General features: G+C 71.0%; 28 protein-coding genes. 20 read left to right on the top strand and 8 right to left on the bottom strand.

Going from position 1 to position 26278, the window contains the following annotated elements; all coding sequences use genetic code 11:
• The first annotated feature begins 113 nt into the window (after positions 1–113).
• Both AB0Q90_RS37275 and AB0Q90_RS37270 read left to right on the top strand, forming a co-directional pair.
• The gene (locus AB0Q90_RS37275; protein ID WP_363157919.1) at positions 114–968 is read left to right on the top strand and encodes a helix-turn-helix transcriptional regulator; all 855 of its coding nucleotides are present in this window, start codon (positions 114–116) and stop codon (positions 966–968) included.
• A complete protein-coding gene (locus tag AB0Q90_RS37270; RefSeq protein ID WP_363157918.1) occupies positions 946–1143 on the top strand; it encodes a DUF397 domain-containing protein in 198 nt (65 codons plus the stop codon). Before AB0Q90_RS37275 ends, AB0Q90_RS37270 begins: the two co-directional genes overlap by 23 nt.
• A 3-nt stretch (positions 1144–1146) precedes the next feature.
• Here AB0Q90_RS37270 and AB0Q90_RS37265 read toward each other — a convergent pair whose 3' ends face one another.
• Positions 1147–1704 (bottom strand): peptidoglycan-binding domain-containing protein, encoded by a 558-nt coding sequence (locus AB0Q90_RS37265; protein WP_363157917.1) that lies wholly within the window; start codon positions 1702–1704, stop codon positions 1147–1149.
• Between the two features lie 240 nt (positions 1705–1944).
• Between AB0Q90_RS37265 and AB0Q90_RS37260 the strand changes: the two genes are divergently transcribed.
• The 10 genes from AB0Q90_RS37260 to AB0Q90_RS37215 all read left to right on the top strand — a co-directional run bounded on the left by AB0Q90_RS37260 (position 1945) and on the right by AB0Q90_RS37215 (position 8307).
• Positions 1945–2148 carry a hypothetical protein gene (locus AB0Q90_RS37260; protein WP_363157916.1) on the top strand — a complete coding sequence of 68 codons (204 nt, stop codon included), beginning with the start codon at positions 1945–1947 and terminating at the stop codon, positions 2146–2148.
• A gap of 49 nt (positions 2149–2197) precedes the next feature.
• Entirely contained in the window at positions 2198–2779 is a 582-nt protein-coding gene (locus AB0Q90_RS37255) for a GNAT family N-acetyltransferase (protein ID WP_363157915.1), read from the top strand.
• On the top strand, positions 2776–3732 hold the full coding sequence (locus AB0Q90_RS37250; protein ID WP_363157914.1) for an ABC transporter ATP-binding protein: 957 nt from the start codon (positions 2776–2778) through the stop codon (positions 3730–3732). The genes AB0Q90_RS37255 and AB0Q90_RS37250 overlap by 4 nt, the downstream gene beginning before the upstream one ends.
• On the top strand, positions 3729–4541 hold the full coding sequence (locus tag AB0Q90_RS37245; RefSeq protein ID WP_363157913.1) for an ABC transporter permease: 813 nt from the start codon (positions 3729–3731) through the stop codon (positions 4539–4541). Before AB0Q90_RS37250 ends, AB0Q90_RS37245 begins: the two co-directional genes overlap by 4 nt.
• A 34-nt stretch (positions 4542–4575) precedes the next feature.
• Positions 4576–5373 (top strand): ABC transporter permease, encoded by a 798-nt coding sequence (locus AB0Q90_RS37240; protein ID WP_363157912.1) that lies wholly within the window; start codon positions 4576–4578, stop codon positions 5371–5373.
• Positions 5374–5567: 194 nt separating this feature from the next.
• Entirely contained in the window at positions 5568–6026 is a 459-nt protein-coding gene (locus AB0Q90_RS37235) for a hypothetical protein (RefSeq protein WP_363157911.1), read from the top strand.
• Positions 6027–6168: 142 nt separating this feature from the next.
• Positions 6169–6348: a hypothetical protein gene (locus AB0Q90_RS37230; protein WP_363157910.1), complete on the top strand. Its 180-nt coding sequence runs from the start codon at positions 6169–6171 to the stop codon at positions 6346–6348.
• A gap of 159 nt (positions 6349–6507) precedes the next feature.
• The gene (locus tag AB0Q90_RS37225; protein WP_363157909.1) at positions 6508–6882 is read left to right on the top strand and encodes a PadR family transcriptional regulator; all 375 of its coding nucleotides are present in this window, start codon (positions 6508–6510) and stop codon (positions 6880–6882) included.
• Positions 6879–7475, top strand: a complete 597-nt coding sequence (locus AB0Q90_RS37220) for a hypothetical protein (protein ID WP_363157908.1) — start codon at positions 6879–6881, stop codon at positions 7473–7475. Before AB0Q90_RS37225 ends, AB0Q90_RS37220 begins: the two co-directional genes overlap by 4 nt.
• Before the next feature lie 127 nt (positions 7476–7602).
• Positions 7603–8307 carry a hypothetical protein gene (locus tag AB0Q90_RS37215; protein ID WP_363157907.1) on the top strand — a complete coding sequence of 235 codons (705 nt, stop codon included), beginning with the start codon at positions 7603–7605 and terminating at the stop codon, positions 8305–8307.
• Between the two features lie 113 nt (positions 8308–8420).
• Here the strand turns inward: AB0Q90_RS37215 and AB0Q90_RS37210 are convergent, their stop codons facing one another.
• The 4 genes from AB0Q90_RS37210 to AB0Q90_RS37195 form a co-directional block, all read right to left on the bottom strand.
• Positions 8421–9002 carry a peptidoglycan-binding domain-containing protein gene (locus AB0Q90_RS37210; RefSeq protein WP_363157906.1) on the bottom strand — a complete coding sequence of 194 codons (582 nt, stop codon included), beginning with the start codon at positions 9000–9002 and terminating at the stop codon, positions 8421–8423.
• Between the two features lie 92 nt (positions 9003–9094).
• Positions 9095–10537: a serine/threonine-protein kinase gene (locus AB0Q90_RS37205; protein WP_363157905.1), complete on the bottom strand. Its 1443-nt coding sequence runs from the start codon at positions 10535–10537 to the stop codon at positions 9095–9097.
• Complete coding sequence (locus tag AB0Q90_RS37200) at positions 10534–11274, bottom strand: FHA domain-containing protein (RefSeq protein WP_363157904.1); 741 nt, start codon at positions 11272–11274, stop codon at positions 10534–10536. The genes AB0Q90_RS37205 and AB0Q90_RS37200 overlap by 4 nt, the downstream gene beginning before the upstream one ends.
• Before the next feature lie 123 nt (positions 11275–11397).
• A complete protein-coding gene (locus tag AB0Q90_RS37195) occupies positions 11398–14739 on the bottom strand; it encodes an ALF repeat-containing protein (protein ID WP_365734226.1) in 3342 nt (1113 codons plus the stop codon).
• Positions 14740–14904: 165 nt separating this feature from the next.
• Between AB0Q90_RS37195 and AB0Q90_RS37190 the strand changes: the two genes are divergently transcribed.
• Positions 14905–15384 (top strand): hypothetical protein, encoded by a 480-nt coding sequence (locus AB0Q90_RS37190; protein WP_363165032.1) that lies wholly within the window; start codon positions 14905–14907, stop codon positions 15382–15384.
• 30 nt (positions 15385–15414) lie between these two features.
• The gene (locus AB0Q90_RS37185; protein ID WP_363165033.1) at positions 15415–17532 is read left to right on the top strand and encodes an FG-GAP-like repeat-containing protein; all 2118 of its coding nucleotides are present in this window, start codon (positions 15415–15417) and stop codon (positions 17530–17532) included.
• Positions 17533–17639: 107 nt separating this feature from the next.
• On the opposite strand, the gene AB0Q90_RS37180 is transcribed toward AB0Q90_RS37185, so the two are convergent.
• Entirely contained in the window at positions 17640–18248 is a 609-nt protein-coding gene (locus AB0Q90_RS37180; protein ID WP_363165034.1) for a hypothetical protein, read from the bottom strand.
• A gap of 262 nt (positions 18249–18510) precedes the next feature.
• Between AB0Q90_RS37180 and AB0Q90_RS37175 the strand changes: the two genes are divergently transcribed.
• The 5 genes from AB0Q90_RS37175 to AB0Q90_RS37155 all read left to right on the top strand — a co-directional run bounded on the left by AB0Q90_RS37175 (position 18511) and on the right by AB0Q90_RS37155 (position 24028).
• Positions 18511–19365, top strand: a complete 855-nt coding sequence (locus AB0Q90_RS37175) for a bifunctional methylenetetrahydrofolate dehydrogenase/methenyltetrahydrofolate cyclohydrolase (protein ID WP_363165035.1) — start codon at positions 18511–18513, stop codon at positions 19363–19365.
• The gene (locus AB0Q90_RS37170) at positions 19355–19822 is read left to right on the top strand and encodes a DUF3017 domain-containing protein (RefSeq protein WP_363165036.1); all 468 of its coding nucleotides are present in this window, start codon (positions 19355–19357) and stop codon (positions 19820–19822) included. Before AB0Q90_RS37175 ends, AB0Q90_RS37170 begins: the two co-directional genes overlap by 11 nt.
• Before the next feature lie 587 nt (positions 19823–20409).
• Positions 20410–21624 (top strand): DUF2690 domain-containing protein, encoded by a 1215-nt coding sequence (locus AB0Q90_RS37165; protein WP_363165037.1) that lies wholly within the window; start codon positions 20410–20412, stop codon positions 21622–21624.
• A gap of 507 nt (positions 21625–22131) precedes the next feature.
• Complete coding sequence (locus AB0Q90_RS37160; RefSeq protein WP_363165038.1) at positions 22132–23121, top strand: malate dehydrogenase; 990 nt, start codon at positions 22132–22134, stop codon at positions 23119–23121.
• A 145-nt stretch (positions 23122–23266) separates the two neighbouring features.
• Positions 23267–24028 carry a hypothetical protein gene (locus AB0Q90_RS37155; RefSeq protein WP_363165039.1) on the top strand — a complete coding sequence of 254 codons (762 nt, stop codon included), beginning with the start codon at positions 23267–23269 and terminating at the stop codon, positions 24026–24028.
• A gap of 58 nt (positions 24029–24086) precedes the next feature.
• Here the strand turns inward: AB0Q90_RS37155 and AB0Q90_RS37150 are convergent, their stop codons facing one another.
• Positions 24087–24980 (bottom strand): bifunctional helix-turn-helix transcriptional regulator/GNAT family N-acetyltransferase, encoded by an 894-nt coding sequence (locus AB0Q90_RS37150; protein ID WP_363165040.1) that lies wholly within the window; start codon positions 24978–24980, stop codon positions 24087–24089.
• Positions 24981–25061: 81 nt separating this feature from the next.
• On the opposite strand from AB0Q90_RS37150, the gene AB0Q90_RS37145 reads away from it, so the two are divergent.
• The gene (locus tag AB0Q90_RS37145) at positions 25062–25625 is read left to right on the top strand and encodes a DinB family protein (RefSeq protein WP_363165041.1); all 564 of its coding nucleotides are present in this window, start codon (positions 25062–25064) and stop codon (positions 25623–25625) included.
• Between the two features lie 67 nt (positions 25626–25692).
• Here the strand turns inward: AB0Q90_RS37145 and AB0Q90_RS37140 are convergent, their stop codons facing one another.
• A complete protein-coding gene (locus tag AB0Q90_RS37140) occupies positions 25693–26277 on the bottom strand; it encodes a hypothetical protein (RefSeq protein ID WP_363165042.1) in 585 nt (194 codons plus the stop codon).
• Between the last annotated feature and the right edge of the window lies 1 nt (position 26278).

Below are 26278 nucleotides of genomic sequence, written 5' to 3'. Positions count from 1 at the left end.
GCGCGCCTTCCTGTGCGGACTGTGACGAAGTGCTCACAGAGTGGTGTGGCGCGGCGTACCGTGAAAGAGATTTCAGGTGTGCAGCGGCAACTTGGAAAAGACGGTGGTGGGTTGTGCCCGCGAAGAAGGATCCCGACGCTTCGGTGAGCGTTCCCTGCTTCTACGGCGCCGAGTTGCGCTACAGAAGGGAGCAAGCGGGGCTGACGCTGGAGCAGTTGGTGGAGGGGAGTTTCCGGGGGATCTCGTTCCTCAGCCAGATCGAGCGGGGCGAGCGGGGGATGCCGGTGGACTTCGCCCGGCATGCGGATCAACGGCTGGGGACGGACGGGTTCTTCGAGCGGCGGTGTGAAGACGCGGCCAAGGCGCGGCGGGCGGGGCACGACTGGTACTACGCCGACGTCCCGGACCTGGAGAAGCAGGCGCAGACACTGGAGGAGTGGGCGCCCGTGAACGTCCCGGGACTGCTGCAGACCGGAGCGTACTTCCGGGGGCAGATTCAGTACGGGGATCCGGAGAGGTCGCCGGAGGAGATCGAGGAGCGTATCCGCGCACGGTTGGCGCGCGCGGAGTTGTGGAAACGCGAGGACCGGCCCACCTACTGGGGAATCCTGAGCGAGTCGGTCATCCGCAGAACGCCGCTTCCCCCAGTGGTTATGGCCGAGCAGGTGGAGCACATCCTCGACGTGATCCGGTCCACGCGGAGCGTTCTTCAGATCGTTCCGGAAACGACCCCCTGGCACCCGCTCAGGAATGGCATGGTCAAGATCATGACCTTCGCCGACGCCCCGCCGCTGGTGTACACCGAGGGCGACTTCACCGGGCAGATTGTCGACTATCCGGCCCGCGTGCAGCAGTACCGTCGTGGATACGATCTGCTCAGGGCCGTCGCACTGTCACCCGAGGCGTCCCTGGCCTTGATGGACGAGCTGGCAAGGACCTATAGAAATGAAGCGCAGCAAGGGGATTGACCTGGACTCCGCCGCTTGGCGCAAGAGCAGCTACAGCAACTCCCAGGCTGGCGACTGCCTCGAAGTAGCCGACAACCTCCCCGGCATCACCCCCGTCCGCGACTCCAAAAACCCCGAGGGCCCGGCGCTGGTGTTCCCCACCCACGCCTGGGCCCTCTTCCTCAAGTCGCTCTGAGTCTCAGCTGCAGGTGCGGTACTTGTAGGAGGCGACCCGGGTGCCGCCGTCCTGGTAGAACTGGTAGAAGCCCTTGGTGTTGCGGGTCACGGCGAAGCTGGACGTCTTGCCCACGTACTTCAGCTTCAGCGTCCCGCCCGCCGCGGTGCTGCCGGATACGTACTTCAGGTGGGTGCTCGCCTTCGTCCAGGTCTTCGGGCCGATCTTGGCGTCGGTCGTCAGGCCCCAGCGCTTCTGCAACTGCGCGCTCGCGTATGCCGTCTTCTTGCCGAAGATCCCGTCGATGTCGCTGATGGCGAAGTCCGTTTCGCTGCCGGACGCCCTGTTGACGCCCTCCGAGGACAGGATCCGCTGCCACAGGCAGGTGGCGTTGGTCTGGGCGTACGAGGTGGTGGTCAGGGTGCCCTCGTCCTCCCAGTCGTTGCCGTGGGTGCCGCTGCCGTTGATGGCCCCGGCGGAGGCGGACGCCGAGGCCGGCGACGTACCGAAGGCCAGGACGCCCGCAAGGGCGGTGCCGAGGGTGACGGTGGCCAGCTTGGCCCGGTGCGTGCGGAGGTTCATGGTGTTCCCTTCCCCGTTGGATCCGCGCAACTGCGGCATCTGAAAGATGCGTACGCCACTGTGGGGCCTCCGGGGCGCGCGAGGTACCTGGAACATTTCAGGGTGGTCGCCGCGCTGACGTCGGCTCACCCAGGCGCACGCCAAGTGCCCTATAACGTTCCAGGTTTCCGGCAGCGCGCTGTCGGCCGACGATGAGTGAGCCGTCACCTGAGGCAGTTCAACGCCGAAAGGATCGAACGCATGATCGCGCTTACAGACCCTGAGATGGCCGTCGAGACCCTCGCCCTGGCCGTACCTGCTCTCTGCCCTGCCACTGCGAAGAACGGCCCTCCTGGCACCGCTGAGCGCAGGCCCGTCCGCCACACCGCCACCGCGAAGGGCTCCGGCCCGGGCACCGCCGAACGGTCCCACCGATCCATCCCCGTCGGCCCGAACAAGCACTAGCCGACGCCCGTTCCGGCCCCGGCCAACCGCAGCACACGGGAGGAAACCAATGGGGAACCCGGAGATCACCCTGGAGCGGTGGGAAGGCCTGGCCTGCGCCGCGCAGCTCGATCTCGTGCTGCCGATGTACAAGGAGATCTGGGTCGAACCGCCGTACTGCGAAGGCACGAAGGAGATCGCCGACTTCGTGGACCGCTTCGCGCAGGAGGTCCGGCTTCCCCGCGCCCGGCTCGTCGTGGCCCGCTGCGGCGACCTGCCCGTCGGCTACATCTTCGGCTACCCCCTGCCGCCGGACACGGGGTGGTGGAAGGTGATGGACGGGGAGACGACCGCGGAGTTCGCGGCCGAGACCGGCGAGCGCACGCTGGGCATCGTCGAACTCGCCGTACGCGCCGGGTGGCGGCGGCAGGGGATCGCGGCCCGGCTGCACGACCACCTCCGGGAGGGGCTGGGCGTCGAGCGCGTCACCCTCGCCATGCGGCCGGAGCCGGAAGCGGCACCGGCGCACGCCACCTACGCCGCTTGGGGCTACCGCCAGGTCGGCCGGTGGCGGTCGGCGGAGGACGAGCCGCTGTCCCACATCATGCTGCTGAACCTGCCGGTCGCCGCCGCGCACGGGGTCGGCCGGTGACCGGGGACGCGATCGAGATCCGGGAGCTGACCCGGCGGTATGCGCGCAAGGGGCGGTCGGACCTGTGCGCGCTGGACCGGGTGTCCCTCGTCGTCCCGCAGGGCGAGGTGCACGGTCTGCTCGGTCCGAACGGCGCCGGCAAGACGACCCTGTGCCGCATCCTGTCCACCGTGCTGCTGCCGTCGTCCGGCACCGCCGCCGTCCAGGGGCGGGACGTCGTACGCCAGGCGGAAGACGTCAAACGGCTGATCGGGATCGTCTTCGGTGGGGACCGGGGTCTGTACCCGCGGCTCACCGGGCGGCAGAACCTGGAACTCTGGGCCCAGCTCTACGGGTTGCGGCGCGCCGCCCGTCGCGCGCGGGTCACGGAGTTGCTGGAGCGGGTGGGACTCGGCGACCGCTGCGACGAGAGGGTGCAGACCTACTCGCGCGGCATGAAGCAGCGCCTGCATCTGGCGCGCGGTCTGGTCTGCGAGCCCGGCGTGCTGATCCTGGACGAGCCGACCGTGGGCATGGATCCGGTCGCCGCCCACGACTTCCGGGAGCTGGTACGGGAGTTGAAGGCGGGCGGGCACACCGTGCTGATGACCACGCACGACATGGCCGAGGCCGCCGCGCTCAGCGACCGCGTCTCGTTCCTCGACAACGGGAAGCTGACCCTGACCGCGAGCCCGGAGACGGTCGGTGAACTCGTCTCCTCCTATGAGCGGTTGGACGCCCGAGGGCTGCCCGCCGCGCTGCGGGAGCGCGTCGCGGTACTGCCGGGGGTGGCGGCGGTGACGACGGCGGACGAAGACACCGTCCGCATCGAGACCGAGACCCCCGACGCGACCCGCGCCGTCATGCTGCTGCTCGTCCAGGAGGGGGTCACCGACATCGCGCGCAACCGGCCCTCGCTGGAGGAGGCGTATCTCCACCTCATCGGCCGTCGCGGCATGGCGGTCGGCCGGTGACGACGGCGACTCCGAAGGCCGCCCGCCGCGGACCGGCGGCATCCGGCTTCGCCGCCGGTCTGCACTTCCAGTTGGTGGCCATGCGGGGGGAGACCGACACCTACCAGTCGCTGACCCTCGCGCCCTTCCAGACGCTGGTGATGATGTCGGTGATGCAGTTCACCGGCCGCGACGATCTGAGCGCGTACGCCGTCGTCGCACCCACGCTGATGACGATGTGGACCTCCGCGCTGATCTTCTCCACCGACCTCATCACCGAGGACAAGGAGGACAGCCGGCTGGAGACCATGGTCGCCAGCCCCGCCTCCTTCCCGATGCTGGTCTTCGGCCGGCTCTGCGGCGCCATGCTGCTGGCGCTACCGGCCTTCGCCGTGGCGCTGCTGGTGGCCGGGGGCGTGTTCGGCTACTGGATGCCCGTACCGCATCCGCTGGTCTTCACGGCGGCCCTGATCCTGGCGGCGGCGAGCACCGCCGCGGCCACCACCGCCCTCTCCGCGCTGTTCGTGACCCGGCCGGGCGCCTACGTGCTGGGGAGCACCATGGTCTACCCGGTGTTCCTGCTGAGCGGGGTGGTGGTCCCTGCCTCGGAACTGCCCGGCCCGCTGGAGGCGGTGAGCCGGCTGAGCTATCTGGCGTGGGCGGCCGAGCTGCTGCGCGACGCCACCGACCCGGCACCGGTGGCGCAGGCCGTACCCCGGCTGGGGATGGTCCTGCTGCTCGGCGCACTGCTGCTGGCCGCCGGTGTGGTGGCCCTGAACCGGTTCCTGCGCCGGGCGCGGGAGTTGGGCGTCCTGGCAGGCAACGAGTGACCAGGACGTGAGCGGAGAAGGGGGGACAGCGGCGATGGACCGTCTCGTCGCGGCCGCGGGTGCGGTCCGTCAGGGCGCCGTGGTGACCGTCGAGGACTTCCGGGCCTACTACACCTGGCGCTCGTGGCTGGGCGGCTGGCTGGTGCGGCTGCTGTGCCAGGTGCTGTTCTTCAGCCAACTGGCCACGCTCGTCGGCGACTCCGGGTACGTGGTGCACGTAGTGCTGGGCGCCTCGCTGATGATCGGCGTGCTCCAGGCGATGCAGGGCGCCTCCACGATGGTGCGCGACCTCCTGCTGGGAACGATGCCGCTGCTCGCCGCGTCCCCGGCCGAGCCCGGCTGCTTCTTCCTGGGGCGGAGCCTTTGCTGGCCGCTGTCCGGAGTGGCGGCCGGCTCGATCGTGCTGCTCTCGATGTCGCCGTTCTTCGGGGCGTCCTGGACCCTCGTCCAGGTTCCGCTGGTCGTGTTCCTCGTCCTGCTGACGACACTCGCCACGTACTGCATGGCGCTGGTCCTCGGCGCCGTCGCCCTCGTCGTGCCCATGGCCAACAACCTGCTGAGCTCACTCGGCAACATGGGCACCACGGTGCTCTGCGGCGCGATCACCCCGGTGCACTTCTGGCCCGAGCCCGTACAGGCCATCGCCCGGACGCTGCCGGCGACCCACGGACTGTCCGCACTGCTCCTGCTGGAAGCGGACGCGGGGCTCGGCCCGACGGCATGGGCGGCGGGGCGCGCCGTGCTCGCCGGACTGTGCTGGCTCGCCCTGGGCCTCGCGGTCTACCGGCTGCTCTTCAGCCGCGCCCGCCGCGGGGGTGCCCTGCTCGCCTGAACCGGGGCGGTCGTCAACCTGAACTGTTGTAGGTGGTCGGGCACCTGGACCGTTGGGAGAGTGATGGTCGGATCACTGCCGAAGCAGAGGAGGAGGAGGAAGGGATGCTGCAAAACTCTCCGAACATCAGTGGGCTCCTGCCTCGCCGGGTACGCGCCACTCGGCCGATGGGCCGGGCCGGGGGGACCGGGACGATGCGACGCGTCACTACGACGGCGGCAACCCTGACCGGCGCGGCCGTCCTCCTGGCCGGCGCCGCCCCGGCGCAGGCCGCCGACCTTCCCACGGTCACCGAGAAGACCGTCCATGTCTCCGGCGCCAGTACCACGGGCTGCTCGTACGCGAGCGGTTCGCTGACCACCACGTTCGTGAGCGCGGTGCTGCCGGTCGGGGAGAACGGGGTCGGATTCGGCGTGGGCAGTTACCGGTGGGCGATGCAGGTCACCGACGAGTGTGCCGAGACCGGCCAGGCCAACCTGCGCGCCCGGTACCGCGTCTCCCTCCCCGGTACGGGCACCTACACCAGCGGCTGGTTCACCGTCGCCTCCTCCGGCACGCTGAACATCAACACCGGGGTAGCCCTGGGCGTGGAGTTCGCCGTCTGCGACTACACCCTCGTCGGGGGCGACCAGCACTGCGGCGCCGTCGACTGAGCGGTGGCACGGCAGGCGGTGCGGGGGTGGGCCGCCCGCCTGCCGTGCTCAACGGATCCCACTTTGGGCCGAACACCGTGCACGGACCTTGCGAGAACCTGGAATCCCCTGCTGGGAGCGGGACTTTCGGCACGGGGGCGGCATGGAGTTCCGTCTGCTCGGCAGGGTCGAGGCGTGGGGGGACGCAGGGCCGGTGGACATCGGTCCGGCCCGGCAGCAGGCCGTACTCGCCCTGGCCATCGCCCGCGAACCGGAGCTGCGCCCGCCCGCGAACCGGAGCTGCGCCCGGCCGAGTGCCGGGTCCTGCCGGCGCTCGCCGTGATCAGCCGCACCAACGGCGACCTGACCGCGGCGGCGCGGCACACCGCCGAGGCGCGGGTCATTCAGCAGCAGACCGGCTACTGCCCGGCCCCCCTGAGCAACCGGCGTGGAGGGGACCCCGCTGAAGTCACTGCTTGCCCCGCCAGGTATCTTGCATCGCATGGAACTAGGTGATGCGGCCAAGCAGGCCCGAGCGGCCGCCCAGCTGCGCAAGGGTGTCCTGGAGTACTGCGTGCTCGCACTGATGCGGGACCGCCCTCGCTACGGCGTGGAACTCCTGCATGCCCTGGAGAACTCCGGCGCCCTCGCCACCAGCCAGGGCACGGTCTACCCGCTGCTCTCCCGTCTCCGCCGCGACAACCTGGTCACCACCACCTGGCAGGAGTCCACCTCCGGACCACCCCGTCGCTACTACGCGCTCACCGACAGCGGCCGGGCCGCACTCGACGAGTTCACCCGCGTCTGGCCCGGCTTCCGTAACGCCGTCGACGCCTTCCTGACCACCCCGCACCCCCCCACCGGAGCCTCCGCATGAAGACCTCTGCCGACCCCGTACAGGACTACCTCTCCACCGTCGAGCGCGAGGCCGCCGCACTGCCCGCCGACCGCCGCCAGGAACTCCTCGCCGACCTCGCCGAACACATCGAGGTGACGCGCGCCGAACGCCCCGGCGCCGCGATCGGCGAAGTCCTGGCGGAACTGGGGGACCCCCGCTCGATCGCGGCCTCGGCGCTGGCGGAAGGGGACAACGGGACCGCCTGGGATCCGGCCCGTGGTCAGGCGGACGCACCCGCCCGGCGCGGCAAGGTGCACCCCCTGGTCCCGCTCCTGATGGTCACCTTCTCGATACCCTTCATGATGATCTTCCCGGCCCCGGCCGGATCGCTGATCGGCTTCCTGGCCCGCCTCACCGGCGCGATACTCCTGTGCACCTCGGCGCACTGGACCGCCGCCCGGAAGACCACCGGCGTGCTGCTCACCGCCATCCTGCCCACGGCCGTCATCACCGCCTGGAACCTGTCCAACGGCAGCACGGCAGGCAGTGCCCCGGCCCTCCTGCCCAACCTGGCGATGACCGCCCTGATAGCCGGCGCGGCAGCATGGCTCTGGCGGGTCCGCCGCGCCTGAGTACGGCCATCGGCATCCTGGTCCGGCCATGTGCGCCGTCCTCGGTCGGGGCGGCCATTGTCAGAGGTGCCTCGTATGTTGTGCTCGGCCGACGCCGGACCGTGCGAATTCACCGGAGGACCCGCACATGGAGCCCACGTACCTCGACGCCGCCGACGTCGACTTCGCGGCGATCTTCGCCTCCCAGGACCCGGACAGGCCGGTGTCCCCGCGCATCGACCTGGCCGGCGACCTCGTACTGAACGAAGCCGACGGATCGATACCGATGGGCGACCCCGGGCGTGAAGGCACGTACATCTGTGAGTACTTCCCGCACGGGCGCTTCCCCGTCGCCCTCACCATCGAGCCCCTCCGCGAACCGGAAGCCGCAGGCCGGTATGCCCGCGTCGAACGTCTGGCCATCGCCTTCTCCACGCGTCCGCCGGTCCGTTGGGAGCACCCCGAGGGGGAGACGTTCTGGACCGGTCTCGGCCTGTTCTGCGTGGGCACCCGCGAAGCGATGACCGTCGCCCACCTGGTCGTCCATGCCCGACGCATCCTCGACACCCACAGGATGTGGGCCAACGGATGCGAAACGATCGAGGAGTACACCAGCAAGGGCTACAACTTCGACCTCGCCTCGTACCCCACCAGCCCTGACCCCACCGCTTACCGGGACGGCTGGTACGCCCTGCCCGACCTGGTCAAGGGCGGCATAGCCCTCGGTATCCTGACTGACCATCAGCTGGGCGACGAGTACACCTATGGCCGCGTCGGCTACGACGAGGACGGTCAACTGGCGGCGTACGTCCACGTATTCAGGCCCGACGACCTCGTGACGCCCGAGGACTAGAGGGCCGGGCCCATGGCATCGGACGAAGCGAACCGAGCTGCAGAAAGCCAGAGGGCCCGGCACCGGTGTTCCCCACCCGTACCTGGGCCCTCTTCGTCAACTCGCTCCAAGCGTCAGCTGCAGCTGCTGTTGCTCTTGTACGACGCGTAGTGCCACACGCTCTTGTGGTAGAAGCGGTACTTGCCGCTCGTCGTGCGGAAGATGTCGAAGTAGTAACGCGAGCCGTGGTAGCGGATCTTGTACTTCGTGGCGTCGGTCGAACCGGTGCTCCGGTACTCCAGCTCGCCGCCCCGGGTGTCGGGGTTCCACTTGTCGTCGGCCGCGCCGAAGGTCTTGTTGCCGACCTTGCCGTCGACCGTCAGGCCCCAGGCCTTCTGCAGCTGCTTGGTGGCGTACGCGGTGTTCGAGCCGAACCGGCCGTCGATGTCGGCGTAGTCGAACTGGGTGCCGTTGCTCTCCTTGACACCCTCCGCGTACAGGATGATCTGCCACAGGCAGGTCGCGTTGGTGTCGTTGTACGACGCCGTCGACAGCGTGCCCTCGTCGCCGAAGTCGTCGTAGAACGAGGCGCCACCGCTGACGTAGCCGTCGGACGCGGCGGCCGAGGCCGGAGAGGCGCTCGCCGCGAGCGCGCCCGCGACGGCGGCGCTCACGGCGGCGGTGGCCCAACGGCCCTTGGTCGTACGGAAGTTCAAAATGGGTCCTTCCCCCGTTGAACGAGTCATGCCATTACGAAGATCATGATCGCAGGCGCACGTCACCGCGGTGCGACATGTTCACCACAGATTCACCACAGCGACGAAAGCACCGCCCAGAACGACGGCTCGTAGGAGCAGCTGGTCACCAGCTCGTGCGAGAGCGGCGCGTACGTGCCCGCCAGGTTCGCCATGCTGTTCACGCCGTCGCACCCCGTCCGCTGTGCCGTGCGCCGGCGGTCGAACCCCGCCGGGGTGTAGTCGGTGCCGCGGTAGTACGCGACGCCGCTGAGTTCCCGGTCCTCCGAGATGTTGTTGAACACCGACCGGACGGGGCTGTCGGCTGCCCACGGGCACGTCTTGCCGCCCGTCTGCCAGTCCGTGTCACTGTCCTGCCAGGCGCACATCTCCCCGTGGCCGTAGTACTCGCTGAAGAAGCACACGTGGTCCTCCGGGCAGCGGTGGTACCCGTAGTCGGTCGTCGCCACGACGGGCGCCGCCTTGTACACCGGCGTCCCGTCGTCCTGGTTCGCCTGCCGGTGGGCGACGTACGCCGAGGCCCCGAGTCCCGTCGTCGCGAGAAGTACGGCCGCGAGGACCCCCGCCAGGACAGGGTGCCGGCGCCGGAAACCGGGACGCAGCCTGGGGGAGCGGGCCACCCCCGCCGCCTCCTGCACCCGGCCCAGCAACGCCTCGCTGTCGAGGCGCTCGGCGTGCGTACGGGCGAGACAGTCGCGCACGATCTCCCGCCAGATGTCCGGGAGTTCGGGCGACAGGCGCAGCTCCTCCGCGCCCCGCGCATAACGCATCGCCGCGTCGCAGCGGGCCTCCGTCGTGCCGCCCGGCAGCGGGAAGGTGCCGGTCAGGACGACATGGGCGAGCACCCCGAAGGCCCAGACGTCGGCGGACGGGCGGATCCGGGTGCCCCGCTCGTCGATCTCGGGCCAGAGCAGCTCCGGCGGGGTGTAGTCGGGGGTCGCGAACGCGGGGGCGTAGGCGTGCGTGCCCTCCATCTCCGAGGCCATGTTGAAGTCGGCCAGCCGCACCGAACCGTCGTGCATCAGCAGCACGTTGGCGGGCTTGAGGTCACCGTGCACCCAGCCGGCCTGGTGCAGCTGCGCGAGCCCCTCGCAGATCTGCGCGAGCAGGGGCCCGGGCGACGGAACGTCCACGGCGTCCAGGGACCCCTCGGCCTGCTCCAGTACGAGCACGGTGGCGCCGTCGAGCTCCGGCTGGTCGGGGTCGTCGACGGTCAGCGTGTCGTACATCCGGATCAGCCGCGGCGAGCGCAGCCGCCCCAGGAACTCGACCTCCCGCTCGGCCAGTTCGCGCAGATGGCTGAGCTGGCGCGGGGTGCGGGTGCCGGTGGGCAGGAACTTCAGCGCCGCGCGGCGGGGCAGTTCGCCCGCCGGCTCCCCGACGAGCCGGCCTGCGTAGACCGTCGCGAACGCGCCCGTCGCGATCGGCTCGCGCACCTCCCAGCACCCGACCCGGTAGCCCTTCGGGACCGAAACGGCATACGTCTGCCCGCTCATCGGCACACCTCGCTCGCGGCCGGGGCCAGCACGACGAGGTCGTCCTCGCGGACCAGGTCGAAGCGGAGGGCGAGGGAGACCAGGGACTCCTTCTTGCCGTTGACGCGCTGACCGGCCTCCGCCGTGTCCGGGCCCGGCCGCAGCCGCAGCTTGAGCGCGAGGTAGTCGATGTTCCAGTACACGGCCGAGCGGCTGACCCCCGGCCACACCGGCCGCAGCCGCTCCACCAGCTGCTCGACCGCCGGCAGCGGGGCGTGCGGCTCACCCCGCAGCCGGGGCTCGCACAGGGCCGTCAGCACCGCGAAGTACCGCTTCGTGCGGTCCAGGGCGAACGCGGGCGCGGTGAGGGCCCCGGAAAGCCCTTGCCGCGCCACGCTGCGGAAGGTGTGGCGCGGCGCCCACACATCGAAGGTGAGCAGATCGCCCGCGGCCGGGAGCACGACCCGCGCGAACTCGAACGGCACCGGAGCGTCCACCCGGCCGGGCGCGATCTTGATGTGCTCGCCCGCGCCCTCCGGGTTCTCCACGACGTAGGTCTGGTCCTCGCTGAGGTTGCTCAGCAGCCAGAAATTGCGGTGAGCGGTGATTTCCCCGGCAATCCGGGGCACTCCCTCGTGCGGGACGGTGAAGCCGGCGGCCGTATCTTCCCGGCCGAACGAGATCTGCTCCCCCGTACCGATCCTGATCTGTCCGTCCGGCCTTGCGCATGCCGGAGGCACCACGATGACGCTGTACATGGACTCGTCCCCTCGCCCGATTCCATGAGGGCCACCCTCCCCCAGTCAACGTGGGGGAGGGTATGCGAGAGAGGTGAACGACAGCAAAGGCTTGCTATGCGTTCGGCGAGTCGTGGGGGCGGGTTACCAGTCGAACACTCCGATGACCGACTCCACCACGCCACCGACGGTCTCCGACACCTTGACGCCGATCTCGTCGGCAATGCCGGCCTTTTTGAACATCCACCCCTTGCCGAGGAAGATGCCGCCGATCAGGAACTGGCCGAGTGAGGACTTGAACTCGGCGCTGTCGCAGCCGTAGCCGACCCCGTTGAGGATGGTGCTCACGCCCGAGATGCCCCAGGAGGCGATGCTGAGGCCGAGGCCCAGGCCCTGGAGTCCCGGGATGAGCGAGCACACGGTTCCGGCGGTGCCCAGGATGGTGGCCCAGTGGCCGGTGACCTTCGCCCAGTCCTTGGGGTCCTCGACGTCCTCGGGCCAGAGCCCCCAGTCCACATAGAAGGGGTTGTCCTGGTCGGCGGTCTGTGAGGGATCGGTTCCGTTCGCCTCGTTCTGCTGCGCCGCTTCCGCCGCAGCCTGCGCCGCGGCCTCCAGTTCCGCCTGCCGCAGTTCCGCCGCTGTCTCCTGTGCCTGACTTGCGGCGTCGGCCGCGGCCTGTGAGTCCTGGCCCGCCTGGTCGGCCGACGCCTGCGCCTGGGCGGCGGAGTTCTGGGCGCTCGACGCGTACGACACAGCCTGCTCTGCCGAGGCCATCGCCTGCCGCATCGAGTAGTTGGCGCTGCGGGCCGAACTGCGAGCCACCGACGCGGCCTGCTTCGCGCTCTCCGCCGACTGGGCCGCGTCGGCAGCCGACTTGTCGGCGGCGTCCGCGTTCTGCTGTGCCTGTTGCGCCGAGTTCGCGGCGTCCGTGGCGTAGCCCTTGGCCTTCGCCGCCCACTCGGAGGCTTCCGCCGCCGCCTGACGTGCCTCGGCCGCCGCCTTGGAGGCGAGTGCGGCGTCCTCCAACGCCTTCGCAGCCACCCGCGCGGCATGGGCGATCGCCGCGCGGACGGCGGCGACGTGGGTGGCGTGGTCGTGGTCGAGGCGGGCGACGACGAACTTGTCGTGGATGACGAAGTACCGCCGCATGCGGGTGGGGCCGTCCAGGGCGATCTGCGCCGCGGCCTTCGTGTAGGGGCCGCCGGCGTCGAGGAGACGCAGAATCTCGACTCGGTCGTCCTCCTTGACGGCCGCGGGCAGTTCGACGGTGAAGAACCGGTACAGGGCCGTGGCACTGCCGTCGTCGAGCGCGGCCTCGGCCTTCGCCCTGACGGCGGTGCCGGGGTTTTCGTTCAGGATCTTGAGCACGGCGACCCGGTAGTCGGTCTGCGCCGCCTCCACCGCCCCCTGCGTGAGGAAGGCGGCCGTGGCGTCCGGATCGTCACTGGCCAGTGCTCGGTGCGCGGCGTCGGCAACGGACGCCGTGGACGCCTTGGCGACGGCCAGCACGGTCTCCCGGTCGTCCTGCCGCTGAGCGAGGACGCGATCGGCGTCGATCCAGTTCAGGACGGACTCGTCCGTGCCCGCCAGAGCGAACTCCGCGGCCTCCCGGGTCCAAGTGCCCACAGAATCCAGGAGCTTGACCGCGGCCTTCCGGCCCGTCGAGACCGCCGTAGCGGAGTCCCCGCCGCTCAGTGCCGTCTCGGCCGCGGCGATCAGGTCCTTGATCTCCGTCGCCGTCTTGTCGGCCTGCGTCCGTTCCCGGTTGATCCGCTCGGTGTCCGCGATCTCGGCCTGTGCCCGCAGCACGGCCTCCTCGATGCCGAGCTCGGTGTCCTGGGCGATGAGGGCCGCCTCCGCCACCCGCGCTGCCTGCTCCACCTCCTGCGCTTCCTTCACCGCGTTGGACGCGGTCGTCGCCGCCTCCACCGCCGCCGCCGCGTAGGCGGTGGACCGCTTGGCGTACTCGATCGCCTTGCCCGCGTTCGCCGCGGCCTCGTCCGCCGCGTCCGCAGCCGCGTCCGCGTGGTCGGCCGCGCTTCTCGCGGCGTCGCGGGCCACGCGTGCCGCGGCGGCGGCGCGGTTGGCCAAGGTCTGGGCGGTGCTCGCCGCCCGGGTGGCGCGCGCGGCGGCGGCATCGGCCTCGGCCGCCGCCTCCCTGGCCTTGGCGGCCTGGGACTGGGCGACGCCCGCCGAGGTGGCGGCGTCGGCCGCGGCATTGGCCGCCGCGGCGGCATTGGTGGCCGCGCTCGCGGCGGCGGAACCGGCGGCGGACGCCTCCGCGGAGGCGACCGCGGCCTGGTCGGCGGCCGCGGCCGCGGTGCGCGCACGACCCGCGGCGGCCCGCGCACCCTCGGCGGCCGCACGGGCGGCGTCCGCCTTGGAGGCGTCGGCGGAGGCCGCGATGGCGGCGTTGTAGGCGCGGGAGGCGGCGCTGCCGGCCGCCGCGGCGGCAGCGGCGGCGGCCTGCGCGGCCTGGGCGGCGCGACCGGAGGCGGCCTGGGCGGTACGGGACGCGGCGATCGCGGTGTTGGCGGCGCTCGCGGCTCCCCGCGCGGCGCTCGCCGCGTCGTTCGCCGCCTTGGCCGACTTGGCCACGTCCTGCTGGGCGGCCCGTGCCTCCTCCGCCGCCTTCAGGGCGGCGGCCTTGGCCTTCTCCGCGGCCTCCTTCGCGCGCGCCGAGGCGGCGACGGCCTGCTCGGTCTGGAGCTTGGCCCGCCGTCCCTCGCGCTCCACGATGGCGACCAACTGGCCGATCGTCGCGGCCTCTTCGTCCCGCGCGCGGGCGATGTACTGGCCGGAGGCGAGGAACCGGCTGATGGCTTCGGGCGATCCGTCGTTCAGTGCGCGCTCGGCGTACTTCTTCACCTCGGGCGAAGCGGTGCCGAGCATGACCATCACCGCGACCCGGTCGTCCTCCTGCTGTGCGGTGTACTGCGTCTTCTCCAGGAAGGTCCGCAGGGCCGCCGGAGTGCCGGTCTCCAGCGCCAGTCCGGCCTGCCGCTTCACGGCGGCGCCGCCGTGGCTCTGGACGGTGATGACCGCCACCCGCAGATCCTCCAGCACGGGCAGCTGGTAACCGTTGCTCAGGAACGTGGCGACCGCGTCGTCCCCGCCCGCAAGCGCCGTATCGGCGCTCGCGCGGGTGGCCCTGCCCGCGTCGGCGAGGCTGGAGATGATCCCGAAGCGGTTGTCCTCCGCCCGGGCGGCGGGCAGCCGGTTGGTGAGGAAGTCCGACACGGCGGCCGGCGTCCCCACGGCCAGCGCGGCCGCCGCGGCCTCGCGCACCGCACGTCCCCCGATCTTGTACTGCCACACGGCCCGCCCCCGTTCCGTGTCGGGCAGGCCGTTGTACGTGCCGTCGGAGTCGGCGGCGCGGGCAGGGGCGGCGGCACTCAGGGTGAGCGCGGCAGGCAGAGCGGGAGCGGCCGTGGCTCCCGCGAGCGACGCCAGTAAGCGGCGTCTGCTCCACAGTGAAGGCGGCAAGGCGGACATCCTTCCCGTGCGGATTCGGGCACGTGGTCTGGGTGTCGCACGGTAACCACCGGTGCGGAAGCGCACATCCTGCAACTTTCGAGGACGCCGGGGAGCAAGTGCGCTGATACGCCTAGAGGGCTCACGCATCGTCAACTTCCCGACGGAGGGACTCTCTTGAGACGCTGGCTGCCCCTGGGCCTCGCCGCCGCGGCCACCGCCGCTGCCGCCGCCGTATCGCTGCTGTTCACGCCCGCCTCGCCGGCCGCCGCCGAGGACATACCCCCGGTCGCCGTCGAGGACTTCGCCTACCCCGACGCCGACCAGATCTACGCCGACACCGGCATCCGGCTGATCAGCGGCGACGGCAACATCCTGCTCACCGACTGCGGCCCCACCGGCCTGGTGGAGATCTGGGCGCGCGGCAGGACCGAGAAGTTCTGCCTGTCCGTGAAGGGCGACTCCGGCCGTCTCGCCCTGGAGGTGCCGCAGGTGTATGGCATCAAGGGCAACGACTACCAGATCGTCGCCGACATGACGGTGGACGGCACCGAGACCTCCTACGACATCGACCCCAACAGCTGGACCGCGGTCGGCGAGAGCGCCGACCCCGAGGGCCGCGACCACACCCTCGTGGAACTCCACGCCACCAAGTAGGACGTCACCGTTCCACCGAGAGGGACTCACATGTTCTCGCTGCCCCGCCTCACCAGACCCGTCCTCGCCCTCCTCGCCGCCGGCGCCGTGCTGTCCGCGCCGCTGCCCGCCGCCCACGCCGCCGTCGGCACCCCGACCCCGGAGGGCACCCACGCCTTCACCGCGCATCTCGACATCGGCGGCAAGCGGTCCTGCTCCGCCGCCCTGGTCGACGCCGAGTGGCTGGTCACCGCCGCCTCCTGCTTCGCCGCCGACCCGCAGTCCGGCACCGCACCGGCGGCGGGCAAGCCGGCCTGGAAGACCGTCGCCACCATCGGCCGCACCAACCTGACCGGCACCGGCGGCCATGTCGCCGAGGTCACCCAGATCGTTCCGCGCGCCGGCCGCGACCTGGTCTTCGCCCGCCTGGCCACCCCGGCCGCCAACATCACCCCGGTCAAGGTCGCCACCGGCGCGCCCGCCGCCGGAGACGCGCTCACCGTCCTTGGCTACGGCCGCACCAAGACCGAATGGGTGCCCGGCAAGCTCCACCAGGCCAACTACACCCTGGACTCGGCCGCTACCGACACCCTCGCCATGTCCGCCAAGAGCGCCGACGACTCCCTGTGCAAGGGCGACACCGGCGGCCCCGTCCTGCGCGCCACCAGCGGCGGATCGTACGAACTCGTCGCCATCAACTCCCGCGCCTGGCAGGGCGGTTGCCTCGGCTCCGCCGAGACCCGCACCGGCGCCATCGCCGCCCGCGCCGACGGCTCACCCTTCGGCGCGAGCCTTGCCGCAGGACAGACCCTGCGCTCCGGCGACTCCCTGCTGTCCACGTCGACCAAGGTCACCATGGGCACCGACGGCAACCTGACCGTCGCCTCCAACGCGGGCAAGACCCTGTGGTCCTCGAAGACCTCCGGCAACGCGGGCGCCACCGCCACCCTCACCACAGGCGGCAACCTGACCGTCAAGTCCACCACGGGCACCACCCTGTGGGAGTCCAAGACGTCCGCCCCCGGCGGCAGGCTGCTCCTTCAGGACCGCGGAAACCTGGTCGTGCAGACCGCCTCCGGCGAGAACCTCTGGTCCAGCAACACCGTCGTCCGCACCGACTACAACAGGGACGGCCGGTCCGACCTGGTCACCTGGTACGACTACGCCGACGGCCGCGACGCCAGTTTCCGCTTCCTCACCGGGACGGGCGGCGCCTTCCAGGCCCCTGTCTCCTCCTGGGCCACCGTCGCAGGCAACTGGACCGCGTCCAACGCCAAGCTGCTGAACGGCGACTTCAACGGCGACGGCCGCGCCGACCTCGCCGCCGCCTACGGCTACGCCGACGGCACCGTGGGGCTGTGGACCTGGATCTCCACGGGCGACGGCGTCTACGCCACACCGTTCCGCTCCTGGCAGTCGGGCGTCGGCGACTGGACGTTCTCCCGCTCCACGTTCGTCGCCGGTGACTTCGACGGTGACGGCCGGGACGACATCGCCGCCTGGTACGACTACTCCGCGGGCCACGACCGGCTGTGGACCTTCAAGTCCACCAAGGCGGGCGGCTTCGACGCGCCCACCTCCTCCCTCACCATCGCCGAGGGCAGCTGGACCGCGTCCAACGCCAAGCTGGTGACGGGCGACTACAACGGCGACGGCCGCGACGACCTCGCCGCCTTCTACAACTACGACAGCGGCCTCGCCCGTACCTTCACCTTCCTCGCCACCGCCGCCGGCGGCTTCAACTCCGGCGTCAAGGGCTGGGAGGCGCCGACCTGGGGCAACCCCGACAACACCACCGTCCACTCCGGCGACTTCAACGGCGACGGCCGCGACGACCTGGCCGCCTGGTACGAGTACTCCGACGGCAGCGACGGGGTCCACACCTGGCTGGCCGACAGCGGCGGCCTCCTCGCCACCTACAAGGCCTCCGCGCGGATCGCCGCGGGCAACATCACCCGTAACAGCATGAAGACCGCCACCGGCGACTACGACGGCGACGGCCGGGACGACCTGGGCTTCATGTACGGCTACGGCGACGGCAGCGTCAAGATGTGGACCATGCCCGCCCTGAGCGACGGCACCTTCGGCGCCTACACCAGCAGCTGGTCCACGGCGACCGGCTGGACCTTCGGCAACGTCGAGGTCGTGGACCGCTACCCGCGGAACTGACCCCCTCGGTCCCACGGCGAACCACGGCAACGCGCAGGGGCCGTGTCCCCCCTCGTACGGGTGGGACACGGCCCCTGAATGCGAATCCGCCTGCCGGTGCCGCCGGTTCAGTACCGCGGGCGCTTGAACCACTCGGCGCTGGCGCGCTTCGCCGCGAACACGATCAGCAGGATGGCGACGACGATGATGATCAGGCCGATGCCCCACGCGGCGATCATGAAGATGCCGGTGATGATCGCGAACGAGCCGTAGACGATGGAGCAGACCCGGACGCCGTTGCCGCCCTTCGCGTACTGGACCACCAGCGCCAGGCCGAGCAGCGCGAAGACCGCGGCGAGGCCGAGGAAGAAGACGACGATGCCCTTGCCGAGGTCGGCGAACTCCTGGGCCTGGGAGTCACCGGTGATACCGGCCTCCGCCATCGTCTCGTCCCACACGGTCAGCGTGTAGCCGTACAGGCCCGCGATGACCGCGTGCGCCAGCACGACGATGCCGAGCATGATCTGCGCGGCGCGCGTGATGCCGGGCATCTGGAAGGGGCCGGCCGGCGGATAGCCGCCGTAACCGGGCTGCTGCAGCGGCGGGGCCGCGGGGTAGGCGCCGTACCCCTGCGGAGGGACGCCGGGCGGGGCCTGCTGCGGGTAGCCGTAGCCGGGAGCGGGCGGCTGCTGCTGGGGCGGGGGCCCGTAGGGGTTGTTCGGGTCGCCGAAACTCATGGCGGTGTTTCCTCCGTTTTACCGAATGTGCGGGGACGACGAGCGGCACGGTCGGAGGAAGGTGTTTCGGTTGCGGTTCGTCCCCCCGGTACTGCCCGCGGCACTGTGGCCACAATCGTTCTTCAGTGGCCGGTTCGTTGTCCAGCCGCAATGTGTATGTGTTGTGCAAGTGCAACATCACTGATCATGAGGGGATACGGGGGACAGCCTCCCCGGGGACCCGGATTGGAACAGGGACCCCGTCATCGGCGAGGATGGGGCCATGACCGCCCAGATTCTCGATGGCAAGGCCACCGCAGCCGCGATCAAGTCCGATCTGACCGCCCGCGTGGCGGCGCTGAAGGAGAAGGGCGTTACGCCCGGCCTCGGCACGATCCTGGTCGGGGACGACCCCGGCAGCCAGAAGTACGTCGCAGGCAAGCACCGCGACTGCGCCCAGGTCGGCATCGCCTCCATCCAGCGCGAACTGCCCGCCACGGCCACGCAGGAGGAGATCGAGGCGGTCGTCCGCGAGCTCAACGAGGACCCCGCCTGCACCGGTTACATCGTCCAGCTGCCGCTCCCGAAGGGCATCGACGAGAACCGCATCCTCGAACTGATGGACCCGGACAAGGACGCCGACGGCCTGCACCCGATGAACCTCGGCCGACTGGTCCTGAACGAGCCGGCCCCCCTGCCCTGCACCCCCAACGGCGTGCTCACCCTGCTGCGCCGCTACGGCGTCGAGATCAAGGGCGCCGAGGTCGTGGTCGTGGGGCGTGGCGTGACCATCGGCCGCCCGATGCCGCTGCTGCTCACCCGGCGCAGCGAGAACGCCACCGTGACCCAGTGCCACACCGGCACCCGTGACCTGTCGGCGCATCTGAAGCGGGCCGACATCATCATCGCGGCCGCCGGTTCCGCGCATCTGATCCGCGCCGAGGACGTCAAGCCCGGTGCGGCCGTCCTGGACGTCGGTGTCTCGCGCAGCGCCGAGGGCAAGATCGTGGGCGACGTCCACCCGGACGTCGCCGAGGTCGCCGCCTGGATCTCCCCGAACCCCGGCGGCGTCGGCCCGATGACCCGCGCCCAGCTGCTCGTCAACGTGGTCGAGGCGGCGGAGCGCAGTGTCGGCTGAGGACCAGGAGAACGACATCGAGGTGCGGGACGCGATCAGCGCGCCCGACGCCGAGGGGAAGCCGCGCCGTGCCACCCGCCGCTTCCCGCTGTTCACCCGTGACACCGCGCGTCCCGAGGGCGGCGGCCGGGCCGCGCCCGGCGGCGCCCCGGCGCCCGCCCGCCAGTGGCCCGTCCTGCTGGTGCTCGGGCTGGTCGGCGTCGGTCTGCTGGTGACCGCGCTGGACGCCTTCCGGGCCGGGACGCTGCTGATCGGTGCCGCCCTGCTGGGCGGTGGGGTGCTGCGCTGGCTGCTGCCGGACGTCGGCATGCTCGCGGTGCGCTCCCGCTTCACCGACATCCTCACCTACGGCGTACTGGGCTCGGCGATCGCGCTGCTGGCGCTGATGGTGCAGCCGAACCCCTGGCTGGAGATCCCGTTCCTCAAGGACACGCTGCACTTCACGGTCAGCAACTAGCACTCACGTACCCGGTCGTACGACGGCGGCCCGTCCTCTCCCCCGAGCAAGGACGGGCCGCCGTCTGTGCTCAACCCTCCTGCACGGACAACGGCCTGTTCAACGACTGTCAGGGCGCTGTGGCAGAGCGGTGACCGTTCCGCCACGGTGTCCGTGCCCTGCCACAGGGTGCCGCTCGGCGGAACCGATCACTGCCTCTGTGCATAGAGGGCTTCGTGTGCTGTCTGTGACGGCATATGTGCGTCCTGTGTGGCGATGTGTTGACAAGTTTGCGGATTTGGACCGAAGTCGTTCGACAACCGGGCTAGCGTGGCCAATCGGGACGGTCCGGGACGTCCCGAACGTCTGTCTGCAGTGCCACCGGGGGGAGTCCGGCCGAGGGGGAACGGGCGGTGGAAGACTGGACCGCGGCCCGGTGGGCGTGCAACGGTGCATGCCCACAGCCCCCATGCTCCCGTGCGCCCCCACCCCGGGAACTGAGATCCTTACGTTGCGCATCCCTGTGGGTAGCCAGAACGGGGACTCGGCAGAGGGCGGCACGCGCGGGGGACCAGACAGCACGAACCGGGGGGAAGAGGGGGGAAGCAATGCCTCGTTGGAAGGACTTGCCGGATGAACTCGATCCGCAGGTCAGGGAGTTCGCGAGCCAGTTGCGCCGGCTCGTGGACCGCAGCGGCCTGAGCATCGCCGCGCTGGCCGACCGCACCGGGTACAGCAAGACATCCTGGGAGCGCTATCTGAACGGCCGGCTGCTCGCCCCCAAGGGGGCGATCGTGGCGCTGGCCGAGGTCACCGGGACCAATCCGATCCACCTCACGACGATGTGGGAACTCGCCGAACGGGCGTGGAGCCGTTCGGAGATGCGCCACGACATGACCATGGAGGCGATCCGGATCTCCCAGGCGCGCGCCGCGCTCGGGGAGTTCGGCGCGCCGCCGGTCAACGTCAAGGGGAGCAAGACGGCCCGCAAGGGCGGCAGCGCGACGGCGACGCCGGGTGTGGCCGGGCCGGCGGGGGTGGCGCCGACGGTGCCGCCGCGGTCGACTCCGGCGCCCTCGCCCGCTCCGGCGCCCTCGCCTTCTCCTGAGGTTGAACCGAGGGACCGGGAAGAGGTGGGCGGGGCCCGCGACGAGGTCTCCTCCGCCGTCAACTCGTGGGGCGTGGCGGGATACCGAGGTCCGTCGCAGACCGGCGCCGGGGCTGGGGCCGGGGCTGGGGCGAAGAAGGCGGCGGCGGGCGATCGGCCGCCGACTCCGCCGCCCACCCCCTCGTACGGGGAGCCGCCGCAGGCCCCTCGGCCGGGGGGCGGGGGCAAGCGGCGGCTGACGATGTTCCTCGCGGGTGTCGTGGGCGTGCTCGTGGTGGTCGCGGCGGCGCTGTACCTGACGGACGGCAGCGGCGACAAGAAGAACGAGGGCGGCGCCAAGTCGCCCTCGCCCACGGTGAGCGCCGATGTCGACCTGCCGCCCGGCGTGAAGTGCAGCGGGGCCTCCTGCACCGGCAAGGACGCGGAGAGCATGGGGTGCAGCGGGGACCTGGTGACCACCGCCAAGACCGCGACCGTCGGCACGACCGTCGTCGAGGTGCGCTACAGCGAGACCTGCGGCGCGGCGTGGGGTCGGATCACGCAGGCCGCGGAGGGTGACGAGGTGCAGGTGACCGTCGGGAAGACCGAGCAGACCGGCACGATCACGGTCGCCGGTGACACCATCGCGTACACCCCGATGGTCGCGGTGAAGGACGCCGGTGACGCGGAGGCCTGCGTGACGCTGGCGACGGGTCAGAAGGGGTGCACGCAGTAGCGACGGCGCGGGCGGGCGGCTTGGCGCGACGGGGTGTCGGCTCGGCTGCTTTTCGACGCCGGTCGGCATCACTCAGCCCGTCCGGCGTTTGAGGACGAGGCCGTTCAGGCCGACGGGGGTCCAGGGGGCGGAGCCCCCTGGGCGGGGTCGAAGGGGCGGCAGCCCCTGGAGGATGGGACGGGTAGGGGCGGCGGGGGCGAAACAATTCGGTGGCGGCAGGAATAGTCCCGCCCAACGGGGGCACGCGCCCGTTACCCCCACGGGAGTCCGGCAACCCGGTACCCCCACCGGCGGCCGTCCTCGTCCACCCTCTCCCGGACCGGGCGGCCGCCTCTTCCGTTGGGCCGCAGGGATCTTTCGTGGGGCTGTGGGGTGGGCCACACGGGCCCGCGCATCCGAGATCCCGGATGCGCGATAGCCTGACCGCTGGATTCTCTTGATGCCAAGAGATCGATCAAACGTCCGGGGCAGGGACGCCCCACCGCCAGCTGTCATACGGAGAACGCCATGACCCGCACTCCCGTGAACGTCACCGTCACCGGCGCGGCCGGCCAGATCGGTTACGCCCTGCTCTTCCGCATCGCCTCCGGCCAGCTGCTCGGCGCGGACGTGCCGGTCAGGCTCCGCCTGCTGGAGATCACCCCGGCTCTGAAGGCCGCCGAGGGCACCGCCATGGAGCTGGACGACTGCGCGTTCCCGCTCCTCCAGGGCATCGACATCAGCGACGACCCGAACGTCGCCTTCGACGGCGCCAACGTCGCCCTCCTCGTCGGCGCCCGCCCCCGCACCAAGGGCATGGAGCGCGGCGACCTCCTGCAGGCCAACGGCGGCATCTTCAAGCCGCAGGGCAAGGCCATCAACGACAACGCCGCGGACGACATCAAGGTCCTCGTCGTGGGCAACCCGGCCAACACCAACGCCCTCATCGCCCAGGCCTCGGCCCCGGACGTACCGGCCGAGCGCTTCACCGCGATGACCCGTCTGGACCACAACCGCGCGCTGACCCAGCTCGCGAAGAAGACCGGCTCCTCGGTCGCCGACATCAAGCGCCTGACCATCTGGGGCAACCACTCCGCCACCCAGTACCCGGACATCTTCAACGCCACCATCGCCGGCAAGAACGCCGCCGAGGTCGTGAACGACGAGAAGTGGCTGGCCGAGGACTTCATCCCGACCGTCGCCAAGCGCGGCGCCGCCATCATCGAGGCCCGTGGCGCCTCGTCGGCCGCCTCCGCCGCCAACGCCGCGATCGACCACGTCCACACCTGGGTCAACGGCACCGCCGACGGCGACTGGGTCTCTATGGGCATCCCGTCCGACGGCTCCTACGGCGTGCCGGAGGGTCTCATCTCCTCCTTCCCCGTCACCTGCAAGGACGGCAAGTACGAGATCGTCCAGGGCCTGGACGTCAACGAGTTCTCCCGCACCCGCATCGACGCCTCCGTGGCCGAGCTCTCGGAGGAGCGCGAGGCGGTCCGCGCCCTCGGCCTCATCTGAGCCGTCCCCGGCGCGACTTCTGTCACGAGGTCACGAGCGTGCACGGGCCCTGTTCCGGTTTCGTCCGGGACGGGGCCCGTTCCCGTTTTCGCCGCTACCGTCGTGAAATGCCTTGCCCGCCACGGTGATTCGGGGGGTTCTCACGATGAGCGGCTGGGGACACGAACCGAGTGAGGAGCGGGGCCAGGCCCCTTGGTCCGCGCGCGAGCCGCACGGCGGCGTACCGCCCTGGGCCGCCGCGGAGACCCAGGCCCATCCTGCTCCGCCGTACGCTCCGGCCCCGCGGCCGGAGCCCGCGTTCCGGTTGCGCCGTCTGCTGCCGGCCGTGCTCGCCGCCGTAGTGCTCGGCGTGGGTGCGGGTGCGGGCGTGTGGGCCCTGGTCAGGGACGACGGCCGGGAAACGGTCACCACCGCACCGCCGCCGGTCACGGTCACCCCGTCCACGTCCGCGCCCACGGGGTACCGGAGCGTCAAGGACCCCGTCGGCTACACCCTGCTCGTCCCCGAGGACTGGATCCGCCGGCAACAGCCGGGCCAGAAGGCCCCGGTGGTCTTCTACGACGCCCCGGACGACGGCCGCCAGCTCCAGATCTTCGAGATCACGGAGGAGAACGTCGTCGAGTCCCAGCGGGTCGCCGAGACCGCCGCCGGCTACGGCTTCGAGAACCGCACCGGCTACCGGGCCCTGACCCGCGACTCGGGCCCCGGTTTCACCGAGCTCTCCTACCGTTACGACGACGAGGACAAGGGCCCCCGACTGGTCATCGACCGCCGTTTCGAGGCCGCCGACGGCACACCGTACGCAATCCGCGCCAGCGGCCCCGAGCAGCTGTCCCCCGACCAGGTCCGCGCCCCGCTCACCACGGCGCTGTCCGCCTTCTGCCCGGCGGGCGCGGACTGCTCGTAGGGACGACGGGCGCGGACTGCTCGTAGGGGCGACGGGTAGCGGGAGGCCGGCCGTGGGGTCAGCGTGTCTCGGGCAGCCGCTTTTCGAACCAGTGCTGGGCGTAGACGTGCTCGACGTACGCCGGGATCTCCGTGTACCCGGACGCCCGGTACATCGCCTGCGCCTCGGTGAGCGTGGCGTGCGTGTCGAGTCGTACGACCCGCAGGGCGCGTGCCGCGGCCTCGCCCTCCAACGCCGCCAGCAGCCGCCGGGCCAGGCCGAGACGGCGGGCGTCCTCATGCACCCACACGTGCTTGATCTCCCCGACGCCGGGTTCCAGGCGGCGCAGCGCCCCGCAGCCCACCGGGCGGCCCTCCTCGTAGGCGACGAAGAACGCGCCGGCGTTCCCGGACACCTCCTCCGGGCTCACGAGGTCTGACTTGTCGAAGCCCTCCGGGAAGCGCCGGTCGATGTCGGCGGCGTAGGCGTCCAGGCAGGCGCGGGCGTCCGGGTCGGCGCCGTCGACGTGTTCCACGGTGATGGCCGCGAGCCGCAGCAGGCGCTGGGCGGTGGCCATGGCGCCGGTCAGCTCGGCGCACTGACCGTCGCTGAGGCCTTCGAGCAGTCCGGCGGCGAGCGTGTTGGCCCGCCGGTTCTGCTCCTTCAGTTCGACCCGCCCGGCGGGGGTCAGCTCGACCATGCGCAGCCGGCTGTCGTCCGGATGCACGGTGACCCGGACCACGCCCTGCGCCTGAAGGGCCTTCGTCATCCGGCTCAGATACCCGGCGTCCAGGCCGAGCCGGCCCCTGAGCTCGCGCAGGGACACCCCGTCGCCGATCTCGAACAGCAGCCGGGCCTCGCCGAGCGGGCGGTCCTGGCCCAGGTAGTGGTCGTCGAGTGCGCCGATACGGCGCGTGAAATAGCGGTTGAAGCGGCGCAGGGCCGCCACATGCTCCGTCGGCACTGGCTCCATAATTCTTTGACTTTAGTCAAAGAGTGGTCGAGAGGCCATGCCATGGCGCGTTGTCAGTGGGTGCCCCTACTCTTCCGGATCATGACTGACGACACAGAGCCGATCCTGCGGGAACCGCCCGTCGCCGGCGGCGAGGCCGACGCCCTGATCGGCTCCCTGGAACGGCAGCGCAGGACATTCGCCTGGAAGGCCGACGGGCTGGACGCGGCCGGTCTTGGCAGGCGGCTGGAACCCTCGGAGCTCACCCTCGGCGGACTGCTCAAGCACCTCGCGTTCGTCGAGGCCGAGTACTTCACCCACCGGCTCCTGGGGGAGGACCCGGGCCCGCCTTGGAACACCGTGGACTGGGACGCCGAGCCCGGCTGGGAGTGGCGGTCCGCCGCCGACGACACCCCGGAGCAGCTGTACACGCTGTGGCGGGAGGCCGTGGCGCGCTCCCGCGCCAACCTGCGCAAGGTCCTCGCCGAGGCGGGACCCGATCAACTCGTCGCCTACACCTCGCCCCGCGGCCAGACCCCCAACCTGCGGCGTGTCCTCGTCGACATGATCGAGGAGTACGCCCGTCATCTCGGGCAGGCCGACCTGATCCGTGAGTCGATCGACGGGCGGGTGGGGGAGGACCCGCCGGAGGACTTCGGCGCCTGAGGGCTCTTGAGCCTTGGGGCTTTTGAGCCTTGGGGCTTTGAGTCTTGGGGCTTTTGAGTCCGAGGCCTCACACGCTCTGCAGCTCGTCCTGGAGCTTGCCGACGTCGATCGTCTCGTCCGGTGACGGGGTCCCGGACGGGACCGGCTCGTCGTAGTCGGTCAAGGTCAGCGTCAGATCGGTACCGCCGCCCCGCTGGGTCGCCTCGACCAGGCGGTGCGGGGTGTCGGAGGTGACGTAGAGCGTGGTCCGCGTGCCGTCCACCTCACCCCTGAGCGGGATCACCTTCGTGTCGTCGCGGGTCGTCTCCTCGCCCTTCGTCAGGTCGATGGTCCCGGGGTCGGTGCCGACGTCCCGCTGGAAGTTGTTCAGGTCGCAGGTGTCGGCCATGCCCTTGAGCAGGGCGTCGTCCGTGGAGCCGTGGATGATGGGGGTCCCCCCGCTCGAACGAAGTTGAGAGTGGGGGAGGTTCTTGAACAGCTCGGCCACCGCGTCGCCCTCGGCGCCGGGAACCTGCGCCTTCCAGAACGCCGTGTCCGGCTTCATCCACACCTCGTCGCCCTGTTTGACGATCTCGACGCTGCCGCCGTCGGAGCCCATCTCCATGGTGCCGACGCAGTTGCCCTTCCGGTCCAGGGCCAGATCCTCCCCCACT

It is taken from the genome of Streptomyces sp. NPDC079141, from assembly GCF_040686775.1.
Taxonomy (GTDB): Bacteria; Actinomycetota; Actinomycetes; order Streptomycetales; family Streptomycetaceae; genus Streptomyces.
Note: the sequence above shows the minus strand (reverse complement) of the source record. Positions and strands in the feature narration are given on the sequence as shown.